Annotated in this window: 13 protein-coding genes and 1 pseudogene; all 14 read left to right on the top strand. The window is 58.6% G+C overall.

The genetic code is table 11. The features are described 5' to 3' along the window. Window positions 1-273: 273 nt before the first annotated feature. The 14 genes and pseudogenes from AB4O12_RS09175 to AB4O12_RS09240 all read left to right on the top strand — a co-directional run bounded on the left by AB4O12_RS09175 (window position 274) and on the right by AB4O12_RS09240 (window position 15,974). Entirely contained in the window at window positions 274-1,584 is a 1,311-nt protein-coding gene (locus AB4O12_RS09175; protein ID WP_236169056.1) for an ABC transporter substrate-binding protein, read from the top strand. A 156-nt stretch (window positions 1,585-1,740) separates the two neighbouring features. Then, window positions 1,741-2,667, top strand: a complete 927-nt coding sequence (locus AB4O12_RS09180) for a carbohydrate ABC transporter permease (protein WP_041480415.1) — start codon at window positions 1,741-1,743, stop codon at window positions 2,665-2,667. Between the two features lie 8 nt (window positions 2,668-2,675). Beyond that, window positions 2,676-3,505, top strand: a pseudogene (locus AB4O12_RS09185) (carbohydrate ABC transporter permease). A gap of 164 nt (window positions 3,506-3,669) precedes the next feature. Continuing rightward, window positions 3,670-4,773: an ABC transporter ATP-binding protein gene (locus AB4O12_RS09190; protein WP_310216221.1), complete on the top strand. Its 1,104-nt coding sequence runs from the start codon at window positions 3,670-3,672 to the stop codon at window positions 4,771-4,773. A gap of 15 nt (window positions 4,774-4,788) precedes the next feature. After that, entirely contained in the window at window positions 4,789-6,261 is a 1,473-nt protein-coding gene (locus AB4O12_RS09195) for a mannitol dehydrogenase family protein (RefSeq protein WP_460061517.1), read from the top strand. Window positions 6,262-6,465: 204 nt separating this feature from the next. Continuing rightward, window positions 6,466-7,962 carry a xylulokinase gene (gene xylB / locus AB4O12_RS09200; RefSeq protein ID WP_460061519.1) on the top strand — a complete coding sequence of 499 codons (1,497 nt, stop codon included), beginning with the start codon at window positions 6,466-6,468 and terminating at the stop codon, window positions 7,960-7,962. A gap of 13 nt (window positions 7,963-7,975) precedes the next feature. Continuing rightward, window positions 7,976-8,914, top strand: coding sequence for a carbohydrate kinase family protein (locus tag AB4O12_RS09205; RefSeq protein ID WP_252867684.1), 939 nt, complete (start codon window positions 7,976-7,978; stop codon window positions 8,912-8,914). A 77-nt stretch (window positions 8,915-8,991) separates the two neighbouring features. Next, window positions 8,992-9,579, top strand: coding sequence for a transglycosylase SLT domain-containing protein (locus AB4O12_RS09210; RefSeq protein WP_150635905.1), 588 nt, complete (start codon window positions 8,992-8,994; stop codon window positions 9,577-9,579). 275 nt (window positions 9,580-9,854) lie between these two features. Then, window positions 9,855-11,903: a type VI secretion system Vgr family protein gene (locus AB4O12_RS09215; protein ID WP_016774878.1), complete on the top strand. Its 2,049-nt coding sequence runs from the start codon at window positions 9,855-9,857 to the stop codon at window positions 11,901-11,903. After that, on the top strand, window positions 11,894-12,751 hold the full coding sequence (locus tag AB4O12_RS09220) for a DUF4123 domain-containing protein (protein ID WP_315435119.1): 858 nt from the start codon (window positions 11,894-11,896) through the stop codon (window positions 12,749-12,751). The genes AB4O12_RS09215 and AB4O12_RS09220 overlap by 10 nt, the downstream gene beginning before the upstream one ends. A 28-nt stretch (window positions 12,752-12,779) precedes the next feature. Further along, a complete protein-coding gene (locus tag AB4O12_RS09225) occupies window positions 12,780-13,487 on the top strand; it encodes a LysM peptidoglycan-binding domain-containing protein (RefSeq protein WP_460061523.1) in 708 nt (235 codons plus the stop codon). Window positions 13,488-13,594: 107 nt separating this feature from the next. Continuing rightward, a complete protein-coding gene (locus AB4O12_RS09230; protein WP_460061525.1) occupies window positions 13,595-13,789 on the top strand; it encodes a hypothetical protein in 195 nt (64 codons plus the stop codon). Beyond that, window positions 13,786-15,396, top strand: a complete 1,611-nt coding sequence (locus AB4O12_RS09235) for a hypothetical protein (RefSeq protein ID WP_460061528.1) — start codon at window positions 13,786-13,788, stop codon at window positions 15,394-15,396. The genes AB4O12_RS09230 and AB4O12_RS09235 overlap by 4 nt, the downstream gene beginning before the upstream one ends. Beyond that, a complete protein-coding gene (locus AB4O12_RS09240) occupies window positions 15,393-15,974 on the top strand; it encodes a hypothetical protein (RefSeq protein WP_460061530.1) in 582 nt (193 codons plus the stop codon). Before AB4O12_RS09235 ends, AB4O12_RS09240 begins: the two co-directional genes overlap by 4 nt. The last annotated feature ends 350 nt before the right edge of the window (window positions 15,975-16,324 follow it).

Here is a 16,324-nt window from a genome sequence, read left to right on the forward strand (position 1 = left end):
CACCATCTTCGCGAGCAGGCTCGCTCCCAAAAAAAAACCGTGCCCCGGCTGGCGAAATCTGTACGCATTCGCTAACGCCCCCTCGCGCAAAACCCCTTCCCTGCGTTCACCCGCTCAAACCCCAGTGCAAAAAAGTATCGACAAAAGTGCTAGGGATGATTTGTCAGCTCCGCCGTGGAAGGCTGTAATCAGCGCAGATTCTTCCTGCATTCGGAAGACACAAAAACAATAACTGTCCTTCTGCCCCGTCGGGTGTCAGAAAAGGAGTGCACGATGCAACCCACTGCAAAAGCTCTGCTCGCTCTCACCTGCATGACCCTCAGCAGCGTCAGCCTTGGCGCCCAGACCCTGACCATCGCCACCGTCAACAACAGCGACATGATCCGCATGCAGAAACTCTCGAAAACCTTCGAGAGCGAGCATCCGGACATCAAGCTCAATTGGGTGGTGCTGGAAGAAAACGTCCTGCGTCAGCGCCTGACCACCGACATCGCCACTCAGGGCGGCCAGTTCGACGTGTTGACCATCGGCATGTACGAAGCCGCACTCTGGGGCGGCAAGGGTTGGCTGGAGCCGATGAAGGACCTGCCGGCCAGTTACGCCCTCGACGATGTCTTTCCGTCGGTGCGCGAAGGCCTGTCGGTGAAGGGTTCGCTGTATGCGCTGCCGTTTTACGCGGAGAGTTCGATCACCTATTACCGCACCGACCTGTTCAAGGAAGCCGGGCTGACCATGCCGGAGCGGCCGACCTGGGAAGAGATCGCCGGGTTTGCCGAAAAGCTCACCCACAAAGACAAAGAGCAGTACGGTATCTGCTTGCGCGGCAAGGCTGGTTGGGGCGAGAACATGGCGCTGGTCACCACGGTCGCCAATGCTTATGGCGCGCGCTGGTTCGATGAGCAATGGAAACCGGAATTCAGCGGCCCGGAGTGGAAAAACGCGCTGAATTTCTACGTCAACACCATGAAGAAATCCGGCCCGCCGGGCGCATCCAGCAACGGTTTCAATGAAAACCTCGCCCTGTTCAACAGCGGCAAATGCGCGATCTGGGTCGACGCCAGCGTCGCTGGTTCGTTCGTCACCGACAAGACCCAGAGCAAGGTCGCCGATCACGTCGGTTTCACCTTCGCTCCGCATCAAGTCACGGATAAAGGCTCGGCGTGGCTGTATTCGTGGGCGCTGGCGATTCCGACCAGCTCCAAGGCCAAGGACGCAGCAAAAACCTTCAGCGCCTGGGCCACGTCCAAAGAGTACGGCGAACTGGTTGCCAAGACCGATGGCATCGCCAACGTGCCGCCGGGCACCCGCGCTTCGACCTACAGCGACGCGTACATGAACGCCGCGCCGTTTGCCAAAGTGACGCTGGAATCGCTGAAAGCCGCTGACCCGAGCAAACCGACGCTGAAACCGGTGCCGTACATCGGCATTCAACTGGTGACCATTCCTGAATTCCAGGCAGTCGGCACCCAGGTCGGCAAGCTGTTCTCGGCAGCGCTGATCGGCCAGACCACGGTGGATCAGGCGCTGGCGGCGGCGCAGCAGACCACGGAACGCGAGATGAAGCGCGCGGGTTATCCCAAGTAACCGCTGAATGCCTTGCTCCTGCCTCTTGTGGGAGCGAGCCTGCTCGCGAAGGCGTCGTGTCAGCCAACACACATGACACTGACCCAGCGCTTTCGCGAGCAGGCTCGCTCCCACATGGGGATCTCCATAGGTCTGTATGACTCGGTTGTGAATGCCATGAATACTTCAACTGCCAAAGCCCACATCGACCTGTCGCCACCGCAGCGCAAGCTGCGGGTGCGCAATCCCGGCTGGTTTCTGGTCAGTCCTTCGGTGGCGCTGTTGCTGCTGTGGATGATCGTGCCGCTGGGCATGACCCTGTACTTTTCGATGATCCGCTACAACTTGCTCTATCCCGGCGAAAACGAATTCGTCGGGCTGGAGAACTTCACCTATTTCCTCACTGATTCGGGTTTCATGCCCGGCGCGACCAATACGTTGTTGCTCGTTGGCAGTGTGCTGCTGATCAGCGTGGTCTTCGGCGTGCTGATCAGCGCGTTGCTCGAGGCCAGCGAATTCCTTGGGCGCGGCCTGGTGCGGGTGATGCTGATCTCGCCGTTTTTCATCATGCCCACCGTCGGCGCGTTGATCTGGAAAAACCTGATTTTCCACCCGGTCTCGGGGATCCTCGCCTACATCTGGAAGCTGTTCGGTGCGCAACCGGTGGACTGGCTGGCGCACTACCCGCTGCTGTCGATCATCATCATTGTTTCGTGGCAATGGCTGCCCTTCGCGATCCTGATTCTGATGACCGCCATGCAGTCACTGGATCAGGAACAGAAAGAAGCCGCGCGCCTGGATGGTGCCGGCCCGATCGCGATTTTCTGGCACTTGACCCTGCCGCATCTGGCGCGGCCGATTGCTGTGGTGGTGATGATCGAAACAATCTTCCTGCTCTCGGTGTTCGCCGAAATCTTCACCACCACCAACGGTGGCCCCGGCTACGCCTCGACCAACCTCGCCTACCTGATCTACAACCAGGCGCTGGTGCAGTTCGACGTCGGCATGGCCTCGGCGGGCGGCTTGATTGCCGTGGTCATCGCCAACATCGCCGCGATCATTCTGGTGCGAATGATCGGCAAAAACCTGACTGACAAAGCGTGAGGCCTGCCATGACCCTCCAACAATCCCGCCGCCTGCAAAGCCTGCTGCTCGGCACGCTGGCCTGGGCCATCGCGATCGTGATTTTCTTCCCGATCTTCTGGATGGTGATGACCAGTTTCAAGAGCGAAATCGACGCTTTCGCCACGCCGCCGCAGTTCATCTTCACGCCAACGCTGGAGAACTACCTGCACATCAACGAGCGCAGCGATTACTTCAGCTTCGCCTGGAACTCGGTGGTGATCTCCTTCAGCGCCACCGCCCTGTGCCTGTTGATCGCGGTGCCGGCGGCCTACTCGATGGCGTTCTACGAAACCCAGCGCACCAAAGGCACGCTGCTGTGGATGCTCTCGACCAAAATGCTGCCGCCGGTGGGCGTGCTGATGCCGATCTACCTGCTGGCCAAGAGTTTCGGCCTGCTCGACACGCGCATCGCGCTGATCGTGATCTATACGCTGATCAACCTGCCGATCGTGGTCTGGATGGTTTACACCTACTTCAAGGACATCCCCAAGGACATCCTCGAAGCCGCCCGCCTCGATGGTGCGACGCTGTGGCAGGAGATGGTCCGCGTGCTGCTGCCAATCGCCAAGGGCGGCCTCGCCTCGACCGTGCTGCTGTCGCTGATCCTGTGCTGGAACGAGGCGTTCTGGTCGCTGAACCTGACCTCATCGAATGCCGCACCGCTGACCGCGCTGATCGCCTCGTATTCAAGTCCCGAAGGGCTGTTCTGGGCCAAGTTGTCGGCCGTATCGACCCGGCCTGTGCGCCGATTCTGATCTTTGGCTGGATCAGCCAGAAGCAACTGGTGCGCGGTCTCTCGTTCGGCGCCGTGAAATGAACATCCCGAATCCAACCCTATCCCCTGTGGGAGCGAGCCTGCTCGCGAAAGCGGAGTGTCATTCAACCCTGATGTCGACTGACACGGCCCCTTCGCGAGCAGGCTCGCTCCCACAGAAAAGCCGATCTGGTTTAACCCAATAATAAATTGCGGAGGCCCATCTCATGGCCAACCTGAAAATCAAGAATCTGCAAAAAGGCTTCGAAGGCTTTTCCATCATCAAGGGCATCGACCTTGAAGTGAACGACAAGGAATTCGTGGTCTTCGTCGGCCCCTCGGGCTGCGGCAAATCCACCCTGCTGCGCTTGATCGCCGGGCTGGAAGAGGTCAGCGGCGGCACTATCGAACTCGATGGCCGCGATATCACCGAAGTCAGCCCGGCCAAGCGCGATCTGGCGATGGTGTTCCAGACCTACGCGCTGTACCCGCACATGACGGTGAAAAAGAACATGTCGTTCGCCCTCGATCTGGCCGGCGTGCCGAAAGCCGAAGTCGAGCGCAAGGTCGGCGAAGCGGCACGCATTCTTGAACTCGGGCCGATGCTCGAGCGCAAGCCGAAACAGCTCTCCGGCGGCCAGCGCCAGCGCGTGGCGATCGGCCGTGCCATCGTGCGCAACCCGAAGATTTTCCTCTTCGATGAACCGCTGTCCAACCTCGACGCGGCGTTGCGCGTGCAGATGCGTCTGGAGCTGCTGCGCCTGCACAAAGACCTGCAAGCGACGATGATCTACGTGACCCACGATCAGGTCGAAGCGATGACCATGGCCGATAAAGTCGTGGTGCTCAATGGCGGCAGGATCGAACAGGTCGGCTCGCCGCTGGACCTGTATCACAACCCGGCCAACCTGTTTGTCGCAGGCTTTCTCGGCACGCCGAAAATGGGTTTCCTCAAAGGCAAGATTGCCCGCATCGACGGCCCGAGCTGTGAAGTTTCGCTGGACGCCGGCACGCGCATCACCCTGCCGTTCAACGCTGCCAGCCTCAGTGTCGGCAGCGCAGTCACGTTGGGCATTCGCCCGGAACATCTGGAGCTGGCGCAACCCGGCGATTGCACGTTCCAGGTGACTGCCGACGTCAGCGAACGCCTCGGCAGCGACACCTTCTGCCACGTCACCACCAGCGCTGGCGAAGCCCTGACCATGCGCGTGCGCGGCGATCTGGCCAGCCGTTACGGCGAGCAATTGAGCCTGCGTCTGGACCCGACCCACTGCCATCTGTTCGATGCCGAAGGTGTGGCGCTGACCCGTCCGCTGCGTGCTGCGGCCTGATTTCGAGACTATCCGATGAAACTCAACCAACAGAACCTCAATCGCCTCGCCGCCCAAGTGCAACTGCCGGGCTACAACCTCGGCGACACCCGCCAAGGCATCGCCCACATTGGCGTCGGCGGGTTCCACCGCGCGCATCAGGCGTATTACACCGATGCCTTGATGAACACTGGCGAAGCGCTGGACTGGGCAATCTGTGGCGTCGGCCTGCGCCCGGAAGATCGCCGTGCCCGCGATGATCTGCGCGAGCAGGATTACCTGTTCACCCTGTTTGAGCTGGGCGACAGCGATGACACCGAAGTGCGCGTGATTGGCGCGATCCGCGACATGCTGCTGGCCGAAGATGACGCCCAGACGCTGATCGACAAACTCGCCGGACCACAGATCCGCATCGTCTCGCTGACCATCACCGAGGGCGGCTACTGCATCGACGACAGCAACGGCGAGTTCATGGCGCATCTGCCGCAGATTCAACACGACTTGGCCCATCCCGAGGCGCCGGGCACTGTGTTCGGTTTCCTCTGCGCCGCGTTGGCCAAACGGCGTGCGGCGGGCGTTCCGGCATTTACTGTGATGTCCTGCGATAACCTGCCCCACAACGGCGCCGTCGCCCGTAAGGCGCTGCTGGCTTTCGCCGCCCTGCGTGATCCGGATCTGCGCGACTGGATCGACCAGAACGTCAGTTTCCCCAACGCCATGGTCGATCGCATCACACCGATGACCAGCACCGCGCATCGCCTGCAACTGGCCGACAAACACGGCGTCGACGATGCCTGGCCGGTGGTCTGCGAACCGTTTGTGCAGTGGGTGCTGGAGGACAAATTCGTCAACGGCCGCCCGGCGTGGGAAAAGGTCGGCGTGCAGTTCACCGACGACGTATCACCGTACGAAGAGATGAAAATCAAACTGCTCAACGGCAGTCACCTGGCGCTCACTTATCTGGGCTTCCTCAAGGGCTATCGCTTCGTCCACGAGACCATGAACGATCCGCTGTTCGTGCGTTACATGCGCGCTTATATGGATCTGGATGTCACGCCGCAGTTGGCCCCGGTACCGGGCATTGATTTGAGCGAATACAAGGACACGCTGGTCGCGCGGTTTTCCAATCAGGCGATTGCCGATCAACTGGAGCGTGTGTGTTCGGATGGCTCGTCGAAATTTCCCAAGTTCACCGTGCCGACGATCAATCGCCTGATCGCCGATGGCCGCGAGACCAAACGTGCAGCGCTGGTCGTGGCGGCGTGGGCGCTGTATTTGAAGGGCGTGGATGAGAATGGCGATACGTATTCGATTCCGGATCCGCGAGCGGCGTTTTGCCAGGGGCTGGTGGCGGACGATGGGTTGATCACGGAGCGGTTGCTGGGTGTTGAAGAGATTTTCGGCACAGCGATACCGAAGTCGGCGGAGTTTGTTGCGGCGTTCGAGTGGTGCTGCCAGAGTCTGCGCGAGGTTGGAGTTTCGCGGACTCTGGAACGGGTGCTCGGCTGAAAAGCCCCTCACCCTAGCCCTCTCCCGGAGGGAGAGGGAACCGACCGCGTGGTTCTTCCGTTATTCATCGACCTGAAATTCCGAGTCGAATACAGAGTGTGAAAGGCATGAAAATCTGCTCCCTTTCCCCCTCGCCCCCATGGGGGAGAGGGCTGGGGTGAGGGGGTAGCTCTTGATCTTCAGCGCAATCTGACAGGCCCATACATGACAACAACAAAGCTCTTCCTGGGTATCGACTGCGGCACCCAAGGCACCAAAGCGATCATCCTCGATGCCGGCAGCGGCCAGGTGCTCGGTCTGGGCGCGGCGCCACACACGATGATCAGTGGCGCCAACGGCCGCCGCGAACAAGACGTTCAGCAATGGCTCGACGCGTTCGTCAGCGCCACCCGCCAGGCCTTGCAAGCGGCGAACGTCGACGGCCAGGCGATCCTCGGCGTTGGCGTCTCCGGCCAGCAACACGGTTTGGTCCTGCTCGATGAGCAAGGCGCAGCGCTGCGCCCGGCCAAGCTCTGGTGCGACACCGAAACCACGCCGGAAAACGAGCGCTTGCTCGCGCAAATGGGCGGCGAGCAAGGTTCGCTGGAACGCCTCGGCGTGGTCATTGCGCCGGGCTACACGGTGTCGAAACTGCTCTGGACCAAAGAGCAGCATCCCAATGTGTTCTCACGCATCGCGCGGATTCTGTTGCCTCACGACTACCTCAATTACTGGCTCACCGGCCGCGCCTGCAGCGAATACGGCGACGCTTCCGGTACCGGCTATTTCAACGTGCGCACGCGGCAATGGGATGTGCAGATCCTGCGCGACATCGACGCCAGCGGCCGTTTGCAAGCCGCGCTGCCGGAGCTGATCGACGCGCACGCCGCCGTCGGCACCCTCCTCCCGGCAATCGCCGAGCAACTCGGCATCAACCCCAACGCGGTGGTCTCGAGCGGCGGTGGCGACAACATGATGGGCGCCATTGGTACCGGCAATATTCAGCCCGGCGCGATCACCATGAGCCTCGGTTCGTCCGGCACGGTCTACGCGTTCTCCGACGCACCGAACGTCAGCGCCGACGCCTCGGTTGCCACGTTCTGTTCCTCCAGCGGCGGCTGGCTGCCGCTGATCTGCACCATGAATTTGACCAACGCCACCGGTGCGATTCGCGAACTGTTCAGGCTCGATCTGCCGACCTTCAACGAACTGGTCGCGCAGTCGCCGATCGGCGCCGAAGGCGTGAGCATGTTGCCGCTCCTCAACGGCGAACGCGTGCCCGCCCTGCCCCACGCCACCGGCAGCCTGCACGGGCTGACGATGGACAATCTGACCCAGGCCAATCTGTGCCGCGCGGCCGTCGAAGGCACCACCTTCGGTTTGCGCTACGGGCTGGATTTGCTCCGCCAGAATGGTTTACAAAGCCTGCGCATCTGCCTGATCGGCGGCGGTTCGAAGAGCGCGGTGTGGCGGCAGATCGTCGCCGACATCATGAACGCCCCGGTGATCTGCACAGAACAAAGCGAAGCCGCCGCACTGGGCGCGGCGATTCAGGCAGCGTGGTGCGCGTCGCGCTCGAACGGCGATGATGTGTCCCTGGCCGATCTGTGCGAACGCTGCGTCAAACTCGACGCGCGCAGTGAAACCCTGCCGATCGCCGCCAATGTCGCGGCGTTCCAGCAGGCCTACGAACGCTATCAACAGCATGTCGCAACCCTATAACGAGCAAACAACTATGTACCTGGTGTGTGGCGAAGCCCTGTTTGATTTTTTCAGCGAAAACGACGCCAGCGGTCTGGCCTCGAAAGTCAATTTCAAGGCAATTGCCGGCGGCTCGCCGTTCAACGTCGCCGTCGGACTGCGCCGCTTGGGCGTGGACTCGGCGCTCTTCGGTGGGCTGTCCACCGACTACCTCGGCCGACGTTTGCAGCAAGTGCTGCAGGACGAAGGCGTGCGCCCGGACTATCTGGTGGATTTCGCCGCGCCGACCACCCTGGCGATGGTCGCGGTAGGCGCCAATGGTTCACCGCACTACAGCTTCCGTGGCGAAGGCTGTGCCGACCGGCAACTGAGCGAGGCGCATCTGCCGACACTTGGCGACGAGGTGCGCGGCCTGCACATCGGCTCGTTTTCGCTGGTGGTGCAGCCGATTGGCGACACGTTGCTGAAACTGGTCCAACGCGAAAGCGGCAAACGCCTGATCAGCCTCGACCCCAACGTGCGCCTCAATCCCGAGCCGAACATCGAGCTATGGCGCGAACGCATCGCCACGCTGGTACGACTGGCTGATCTGATCAAAGTCAGCGACGAGGATCTGAGCCTGCTCTATCCCGAGCAGGATCCGCAGCATGTTATTGAAAGCTGGCTCGAACATCGCTGCCAGATCGTGTTCCTGACACGCGGTGGCGACGGCGCAACAGTGTTCAGTCGCGCCCATGGCTCGTGGTCGGTGCCGGCCAACCCGGTTCAGATCGCCGATACGGTAGGCGCCGGCGACACCTTCCAGGCCGCGCTGATCACCTGGCTGACCGAACATTCGCTGGACTCGGTAGAAGGCGTGCAGCAGCTCAGTCGCGAGCAAATCGACGGCATGCTCAGGTTCGCCGTACAAGCCGCCGCACTGACCTGCAGCAAAACCGGTCCGGATCTGCCCTATCGTCATCAATTGAGCTGAGCGCGTAGACTGTCGGCCTTTTTGCGCACGACGGAAAACAGCTCTTGAATCACAGGCACATCCTCGCCCTCCTGACCATGGCCACCCTGCTGAGCGGTTGCGGCACCTCGCCGCCCCGCTCCCCGGAAGACATCTGCGCAATCTTCCGCGAGAAAAGCGATTGGTACGACGCTGCGCAAGTCACCCAGAAACGCTGGGGCGTGCCGATCCAGGTGCCGTTCGCGATCATGTATCAGGAATCCGGCTACCGCTACGACGCCAAGACGCCGCGCAAATACCTGCTCTGGGTGATTCCTTGGGGCCGCGTCTCAACCGCTTCCGGTTATGCGCAGGCCAAGGATGAAGTCTGGGCCGACTACCAGAAAAGCAGCGGCCGCAACTGGGCCGATCGCGAAGACTTCGACGACGCCATCGACTTCGTCGGCTGGTACATGGACAAGACCACCTCGATCAACGGCGTGTACAAATACGACGCCTATAACCAGTACCTGAACTACCACGAAGGTTGGGGCGGCTTCCGCAACAAGACCTACGCGAGCAAAGCCTGGCTACCGCCGACCGCGCGCAAGGTGCAGAACCGTTCGGATCTGTATGCGCAGCAGTATGCCGGCTGCAAGGAAGACCTCAATCGCGGGTTCTGGAGCCGGTTCTGGCATTGGTTGTAGAAGCCCTTCGCGAGCAGGCTCGCTCCCACAGGACCTTAGTGAACGCCGATTTTGTGTACACCCGAGAAACCTGTGGGAGCGGGCTTGCCCGCGATGGCAATCTCTCAAACACCATCAAAGTCTATGAAAGGCCCGATTTCACTGACCCAAACCGCCCTCCTAAGGGTTTTCCCTATGGCACTGACGCGCCACACCTACGCCATTTGCGCCTTGAATGAGGCCGTCTAATCCTGCAACATCCATCACCTGCTTATTCAACGGACGGAATTCAAGGCATGCTGGACGCCAATGCAACCCACATCACCCTCTCGATCGAAGACGCCAACGCCGACCTGCAAGTCCTCAGCTTCACCGGTCGCGAAGCCCTCAACGAACCGTTCCGTTTCGACCTCGAACTGGTCAGCGCCCGCCCCGACCTGAAGCTCGAAGAGCTGCTGCACAAGCGCGCCTGTCTGACGTTCGGCGCCACCGGCGAAGGCAAGATTCACGGCCAGGTCTATCGCATCGAGCAGGGCGACTCCGGCAAGACCCTGACCCGCTACAGCATCAGCCTGATGCCGCAACTGGCCTATCTGCAGCACAACCATGATCAGCAGATCTTCCAGCAACTGACGGTGCCGAAAATCATCGCCCAGGTGTTGGAAGATCGCGGCATTCTCTCCGACGCCTACAGCTTCCAGCTCGGCGCCGAGTACCCGGAGCGTGAGTATTGCGTGCAATACGACGAGTCCGACCTGCACTTCATCCAGCGTCTGTGCGAAGAGGAAGGCATCCACTTCCACTTCCAGCACAGCAGCAGCGGCCACAAACTGGTGTTCGGCGACGACCAGACCGTATTCCGCAAACTGAAGCCGGTCAGCTACCAGCAGGACTCCGGCATGGCCGCCGAGAAGCCGGTGATCAAGCGCTTCAACCTGCGCCTGGAAACCCGCACCACCCGCGTCAGCCGCCGCGACTACGATTTCGAAAAACCCAAGCTGCTGCCCGAAGGCGCGGTCAAATCCGAATTCGCCCCGGACCTGGAAGACTACGATTACCCCGGCCGCTTCACGACTCGCGAGCGCGGCAAGTTCCTCTCAACCCGCGCCCTCGAGCGCCATCGCAGCGACTACAAACTCGCCGAAGGCAAAGGTGACGAACCGACCCTCACCAGCGGCCACTTCCTCACGCTCGCCGAACACCCGCGCGCCGAGTGGAACGACCTGTGGCTGCTGCTGGAAGTCTTCCACGAAGGCAAACAGCCGCAAGTGCTCGGCGAAAACGTCACCAGCGACGTCACCGATAACAAGAGCGATTTCCACCAGGGCTACCGCAACAGCTTCCTCGCCACCCCGTGGGACGCGCACTACCGCCCTGCCCTCGAACACCCGAAACCGAAAGTCCTCGGCAGCCAGACCGCCGTCGTCACGGGTCCTGCCGGTGAAGAAATCCACTGCGATCAATACGGCCGCATCAAAGTCCAATTCCACTGGGACCGCGACGGCCAGTCCGACGATAAAACCACCTGCTGGATGCGCGTCGCCAGCGGCTGGGCCGGCGCAGCTTACGGCGGCATTGCCATCCCGCGCATCGGCATGGAAGTCCTCGTCACCTTCCTCGAAGGCGACCCCGACCAGCCCCTCGTCACCGGCTGCCTGTACCACAAGGAAAACGTCGTCCCCTACGACCTCCCGGCCAACAAGACCCGCAGCACCTTCAAAACCCTCAGCTCCCCGGGCGGCAAGGGCTACAACGAATTCCGCATCGAAGACAAGAAAGGCGCCGAACAGATCTACATCCACGCCCAGCGCGACTGGGACGAAAACATCGAACACGACCAGAAAATCCGCGTCGGCAACGAACGGCATGACACTGTTGAAGCCAATGTGTTGAGCGAGTTCAAGGTTGAAGAACACCGGATTACCCATCTGGATCGCATCAGCGAAATGCGCGCGGATGATCACCTGACGGTGGGTGTGACGCAGCATGTGAAGGTTGGGACTGGGCAGTTTGTTGAGGCCGGCAACGAAATCCATTATTACGCCGGCCAGAGAGTCGTGGTCGAAGGCGCCATGGAACTGACCGCCAAGGCTGGCGGCAGCTTCGTCAAGGTCGATGCAGGTGGCGTGACCATCAGCGGGGCTGAGGTGAAGGTGAATACCGGCGGCTCGCCCGGGGTGGGCACGCCGGCGGCGCCGTTGCTGCCGGGGCCGATGAAGGTTGTGGATGCGGATAAGGCGGGGAAAGCACCGCTCCCTGCCCGTCTTAATGAGTCAGGTATCACCCCGCTGTGCGGAAAACAGAGTAACGGCGCTTGCAGCCGTAAGGATTGCACATGCATGTAAAAACGCTGAGCGCCCTCCTCGCAGAGCCTCGTTACAACTTTTCTGACTTGCCCGCTACCAGCGAGTCGCTGTGTTTCATCATTGACCAAGGGCTCCAGCCTGACGCTTTAGGCCGTCTTTATCGATTAGGCGAACCCGTCGTCGCTCAAGGTCTGTTTGTAGGGACAGACCTTGCAGGGATTCCTGACGAGCCATTGTGGCTGGTGGCCCCAAAGGGCGGCAAAGTGGCAAAGGTCGCTGTGGAACTATGTGAGGAACGCTTTTCGGGAATCGCAATCTCAACCCGGGATCCTGAAATAGCTCTGGCTCATGCGCGCTGGCTGCTTAAGGCAAACGATGGTTCAGGTGGCCAAAGTCTGCTGAGTTTCCACAAGCCGAGTTTATGGGCTGCGCTGGCCTACAGCGCCGATAAAGCATTCGACCAGTTACTAGGCTGCTGGGATGCGGTCTACAGCCCGGCTCCAATTCATTTCGGTCAAGAGCGTGGGCGATGGCTGACCTGGAAAGCCACCGATCAATCAACGTGGGACGGTGACAGAGCGGCGTTCAATCTGCCCGAGGCGGCCGCGAAAGTACAAGCGCGCCTGGGCTGGATGTACTGGATCGATGAGGAATACACAGCATTCAATGAGCCAGACGATGACCGCTTGAATGACATGGCGGACAACCTCGACATGTTGCTCAAAAACAACATTTATGATGGCGATCACCTGCTCAAGCTTGGCCATGTCGTGAACGGTCCGCTGTTCGAGACCCAGCCTGGGATCATGGCGATCCTGCAATCAAAGGACGAGTCGTTTATCAAAGTAGATCGGCTCCTGGAATCAGCCGCCGTTGCCCAACACTAAGGCGACGCGACAACAGAACGGAATCACCATGGAAATTACAAATCACGCTGTGATGCCCGGCGAAACTCTGGGCCAGATTGCTACGCGCTACAACACTACTGTGGCGCAACTTCGTCAGATGAACCCCTTCATCACCAACCCGGATAACGTCAAAGTCGGATGGAACCTGAGCGTTCCGAAAAGCGCACTAACGCCTGCTGCGCCTGCCGCTCAGACACCTGCCGCGGCTCAACCGCCTGCGCAAACTACCCCGGAAGCCGCAACTCAGTGCTCTGCGGAGGATCTGGTTGAACTGGAGCCTGTCAAAGATACCCCTGATCAGAGCTCAAAGACTTTCAAACCGCACGCGCCTCCCTGCTCGAAAAAGTTTGCAAGTGCGATTTATGCCACCGAAGAGCAAGAATTTTGGCTGCTTCCCGAACGGGCAAAGTCCGCCATCAAAGAATCCATGTTCGCCCTGGATAAAATGATTGCGCCCAGCAAACCACGTGATGCACGCCTGAACGGGTTGCAGGAATCTGGTTTGCTGGAATACTTCCTTGAGCCTAAGTTGAGTAATTTCCTCACGGGCGCACAGCGTGCACGTATGGAAGAGTTTGAAGCGATGGGCGATGAGATCGAAATCGATCCAGCCACCGCTAAAAAAGGCAGAACGAAGCTAATGGAAACAAACCGGCAGTCGCTCCTGCTCAGTCCACGGAGGAGGAGACGCCAGTATCTCGCCTCGACCGTCTAGCGACAGACATAGCTACTGACCAGCACGTTCACAAAGCATATGCCGATTTTTACAAGCGGCGGGCTGAGTGGGTCGCGCTAAAAAAAGAAGCGGTAGCGGCCGCTAAGTTGGAAGGCTACACCTACGAAAGCGGCTCGCTGTACTCCAAGAGGGCGATTGAAGCGCGGGCACGTGTGCAAGCTTATCTGGAGGCTCGCAAGAAGTTCCTCGGCAACAAAGACTTCAAGCAGGTATCGCTGGAAGACGTTGCCAAAGCCTTGGCGGAAAAGAAAAAAGTTACGACAATATCTGCAGTGGCATGACTGACTGCACCGCCGATCTGGTCGGTTATGTCTACACACTACACAAAAATGGCGAAGCGCTTGATTACCACGCTTATACTGAATCCATCATCAAAGCGTCCGAGTATGGTCTTGCTCTTCCGGAATTCGCCTTGATCAGTGACGGACTCCCTTCCGGTATCGAGCAGTTCAAACTGTATCTGGACACAGAGAAAAAGCAGGTAGAAGTTACAGCGCAGCTTCAAGAGAAATACAAACGCTGGATCGAGGCAACAGGCCAAAATGCCCAGGCGCCAGCCGGCCTCGTTGATGCAGAACGTGCCAAGTGGGATCAACTACAAAAAATCAAAGATGACCTCCAGGCCACAGCCCAAAAAAATGTCAGCACCAGTAAACCTGGTCGTTATTTAATTTGGGAACCAGAAGAGTTCCAACCGAAACCAATCGACCGTATGGTAAAGCCAGGCTTTCCACTGCGTGAAGTCAGCCTTTCTGACGCCAAGGGCACGCCCCTTGGATGGTTCAGCATGGCGAACCTGAAAGATGCAAAAAAAATCATCAAAGAAGATTTAAAAAAGGCGGCTGGCTCGATAAAGAAGGTAAAAGAAAGTCTACCAACCGATGCTACCGAAGGCTCCGATAAAAACAGTGAAATCAGTTCGTTCCGCCAATGGCTCTTGGATCAGGGCGCAATAAAAATCAGTGATCAGGCTGGCGACTGTTTCGACGAAAAAGGCTGGTTCAAAGCTAAAGACTTTTACGCGCACTTGAAAAAGCAAGGTTATGAGGTTACTGAACTAGAAGACGACGCGGCCCTAACTAACTGGGGCAAGCACCTTCAGCAACTAGTGTTCCAGAAAAGTGTGCGCGGCGAAGTAAGGCTGTTTGATGCAAGTCCTCAGGCTCAATTCGTCCGCTGCCTGACTCCTCCACAGCCGAGCATTCACGGTGAACTGAAGCTAGAAGGCCCGAAGATGTCCGCCGCGGAAGGCTTCCAGATATCTGGGGAGATGGGATTGAGCCTGGACTTGGCACGGGGCGAAGTTCAGTTAATGAAAGTGGACATGCCTGCCAAAGCCAACGCTCAAGAAATCATGCTTGACTATCTCTTGGACGGCAGCCCACGACAAATGAGTTTCGGCCGCTTCTCCTTTCACTTTGGTGCAAAGGCCTGGGGTTACGCTGGAGCGTCGTTATTGTTAGCTGGCAGCGTCGAGCTGAGCCCTATCTTCGGCAACGTCAAATATGGAGCGTCGCTGAGCCCGGTAAAACGCGCACAACGTGAAGACGCTTCTGCAAAAGAAGAACGCGCCGATCACGCAGCCGCCAAGCAAGCAAAAACCGATAGCGGTGACGATAGTCCTACTCCTGATCTTGAACACAAGTCGAAATCCGGCACCTACGCCGACTCCAAAAGCACAGAGCAACTGCGCGGCGGACGTTTCGCAAAAGTACAAATCGAAAACGGCGCAAAAGCCAGCTTCAATGTCTTTGGGGGTTTGCAAGCCGCCATTGAGCTTACCGGCGTATTGAACTGGGCGCCGCCAAAGAACTCGCCGCCTTACGCACCGCACCTTCAACGGGGATTGGCAGCGCTAAAGACGCGAAAAATGCAAATCCATGGTTGACGCTGGCCAAGTTGAGCGGTTCAGTTGGGGTGGCGTTTGGCGCGGGCTTTCAGGGAACGGCGCAGGTGTCTCTCGATAAGGGGCGTTTTATTTTGAACTTGAAAGCGGCTGTGGTACTTGGCCCAGGTGCAAATGGTAGCTTCAAGTTCGAAGTTGGTTATGAGGCAGTGGTTGACCTTGTAAACTTGTATCGCCGGGAGTTGCACAGAGCCAAAGGCAGAAAAGTGGAGTGGATGGAGACAGAAGCGGGACAGTTTGCATCGGCGCTGAACGCATTAGGAGCTGCTGGGCTTAGTGTGGAAATGTCTTACCTGATGGGTTGGAGTGTTGTCATGGACTTGTATGACGCGATGACCAGCGGAGGAAAAGGTGGTCCGATTGCTCATGCTATTATTGAATACCAAAATCCAGACGAGTTAAAAAAATGGGTTGTAGAGGCCACCCCTGCCGCGTTAGGCCCGATTTTGTTGACACTGATATCTAATCCGGAGGAGTTCGCCATAGCCACAGCGAAACAAACTAGCATTAGCGCTTCAAACGATGGCAAGAAAAATATACTAGAGATACAGCATATTTAGCGCAACAGACAGCGATCGAGATGATAATTACTCATATAACTACTAACGCTCAAGAGAAAGGAAGCCTACCGGAGGCTCAAAAACAATTTGAGCTAGCTTGCGCATGCATGAACAAATTCGGGGTCGAACCGGTTGATACAGGGCAAAAATACTGTGAAAACCGCTATTTGTTGGACAATTTCATGAGCGAACCAGTGCTTGCGGTAACTGAAGCACTCGGAAACACTACTAGGGCTCGATATAAGAAAAATGCTTCGATATTAGGTGGGCCGATTGATGGATCCTGCAAAATTGTTATGCATGAAAACAGCTACATACCAAGGCCTTCTGTGAAATTTTCAGCTCCAGCG

Source organism: Pseudomonas sp. S2_A05, from assembly GCF_054668485.1.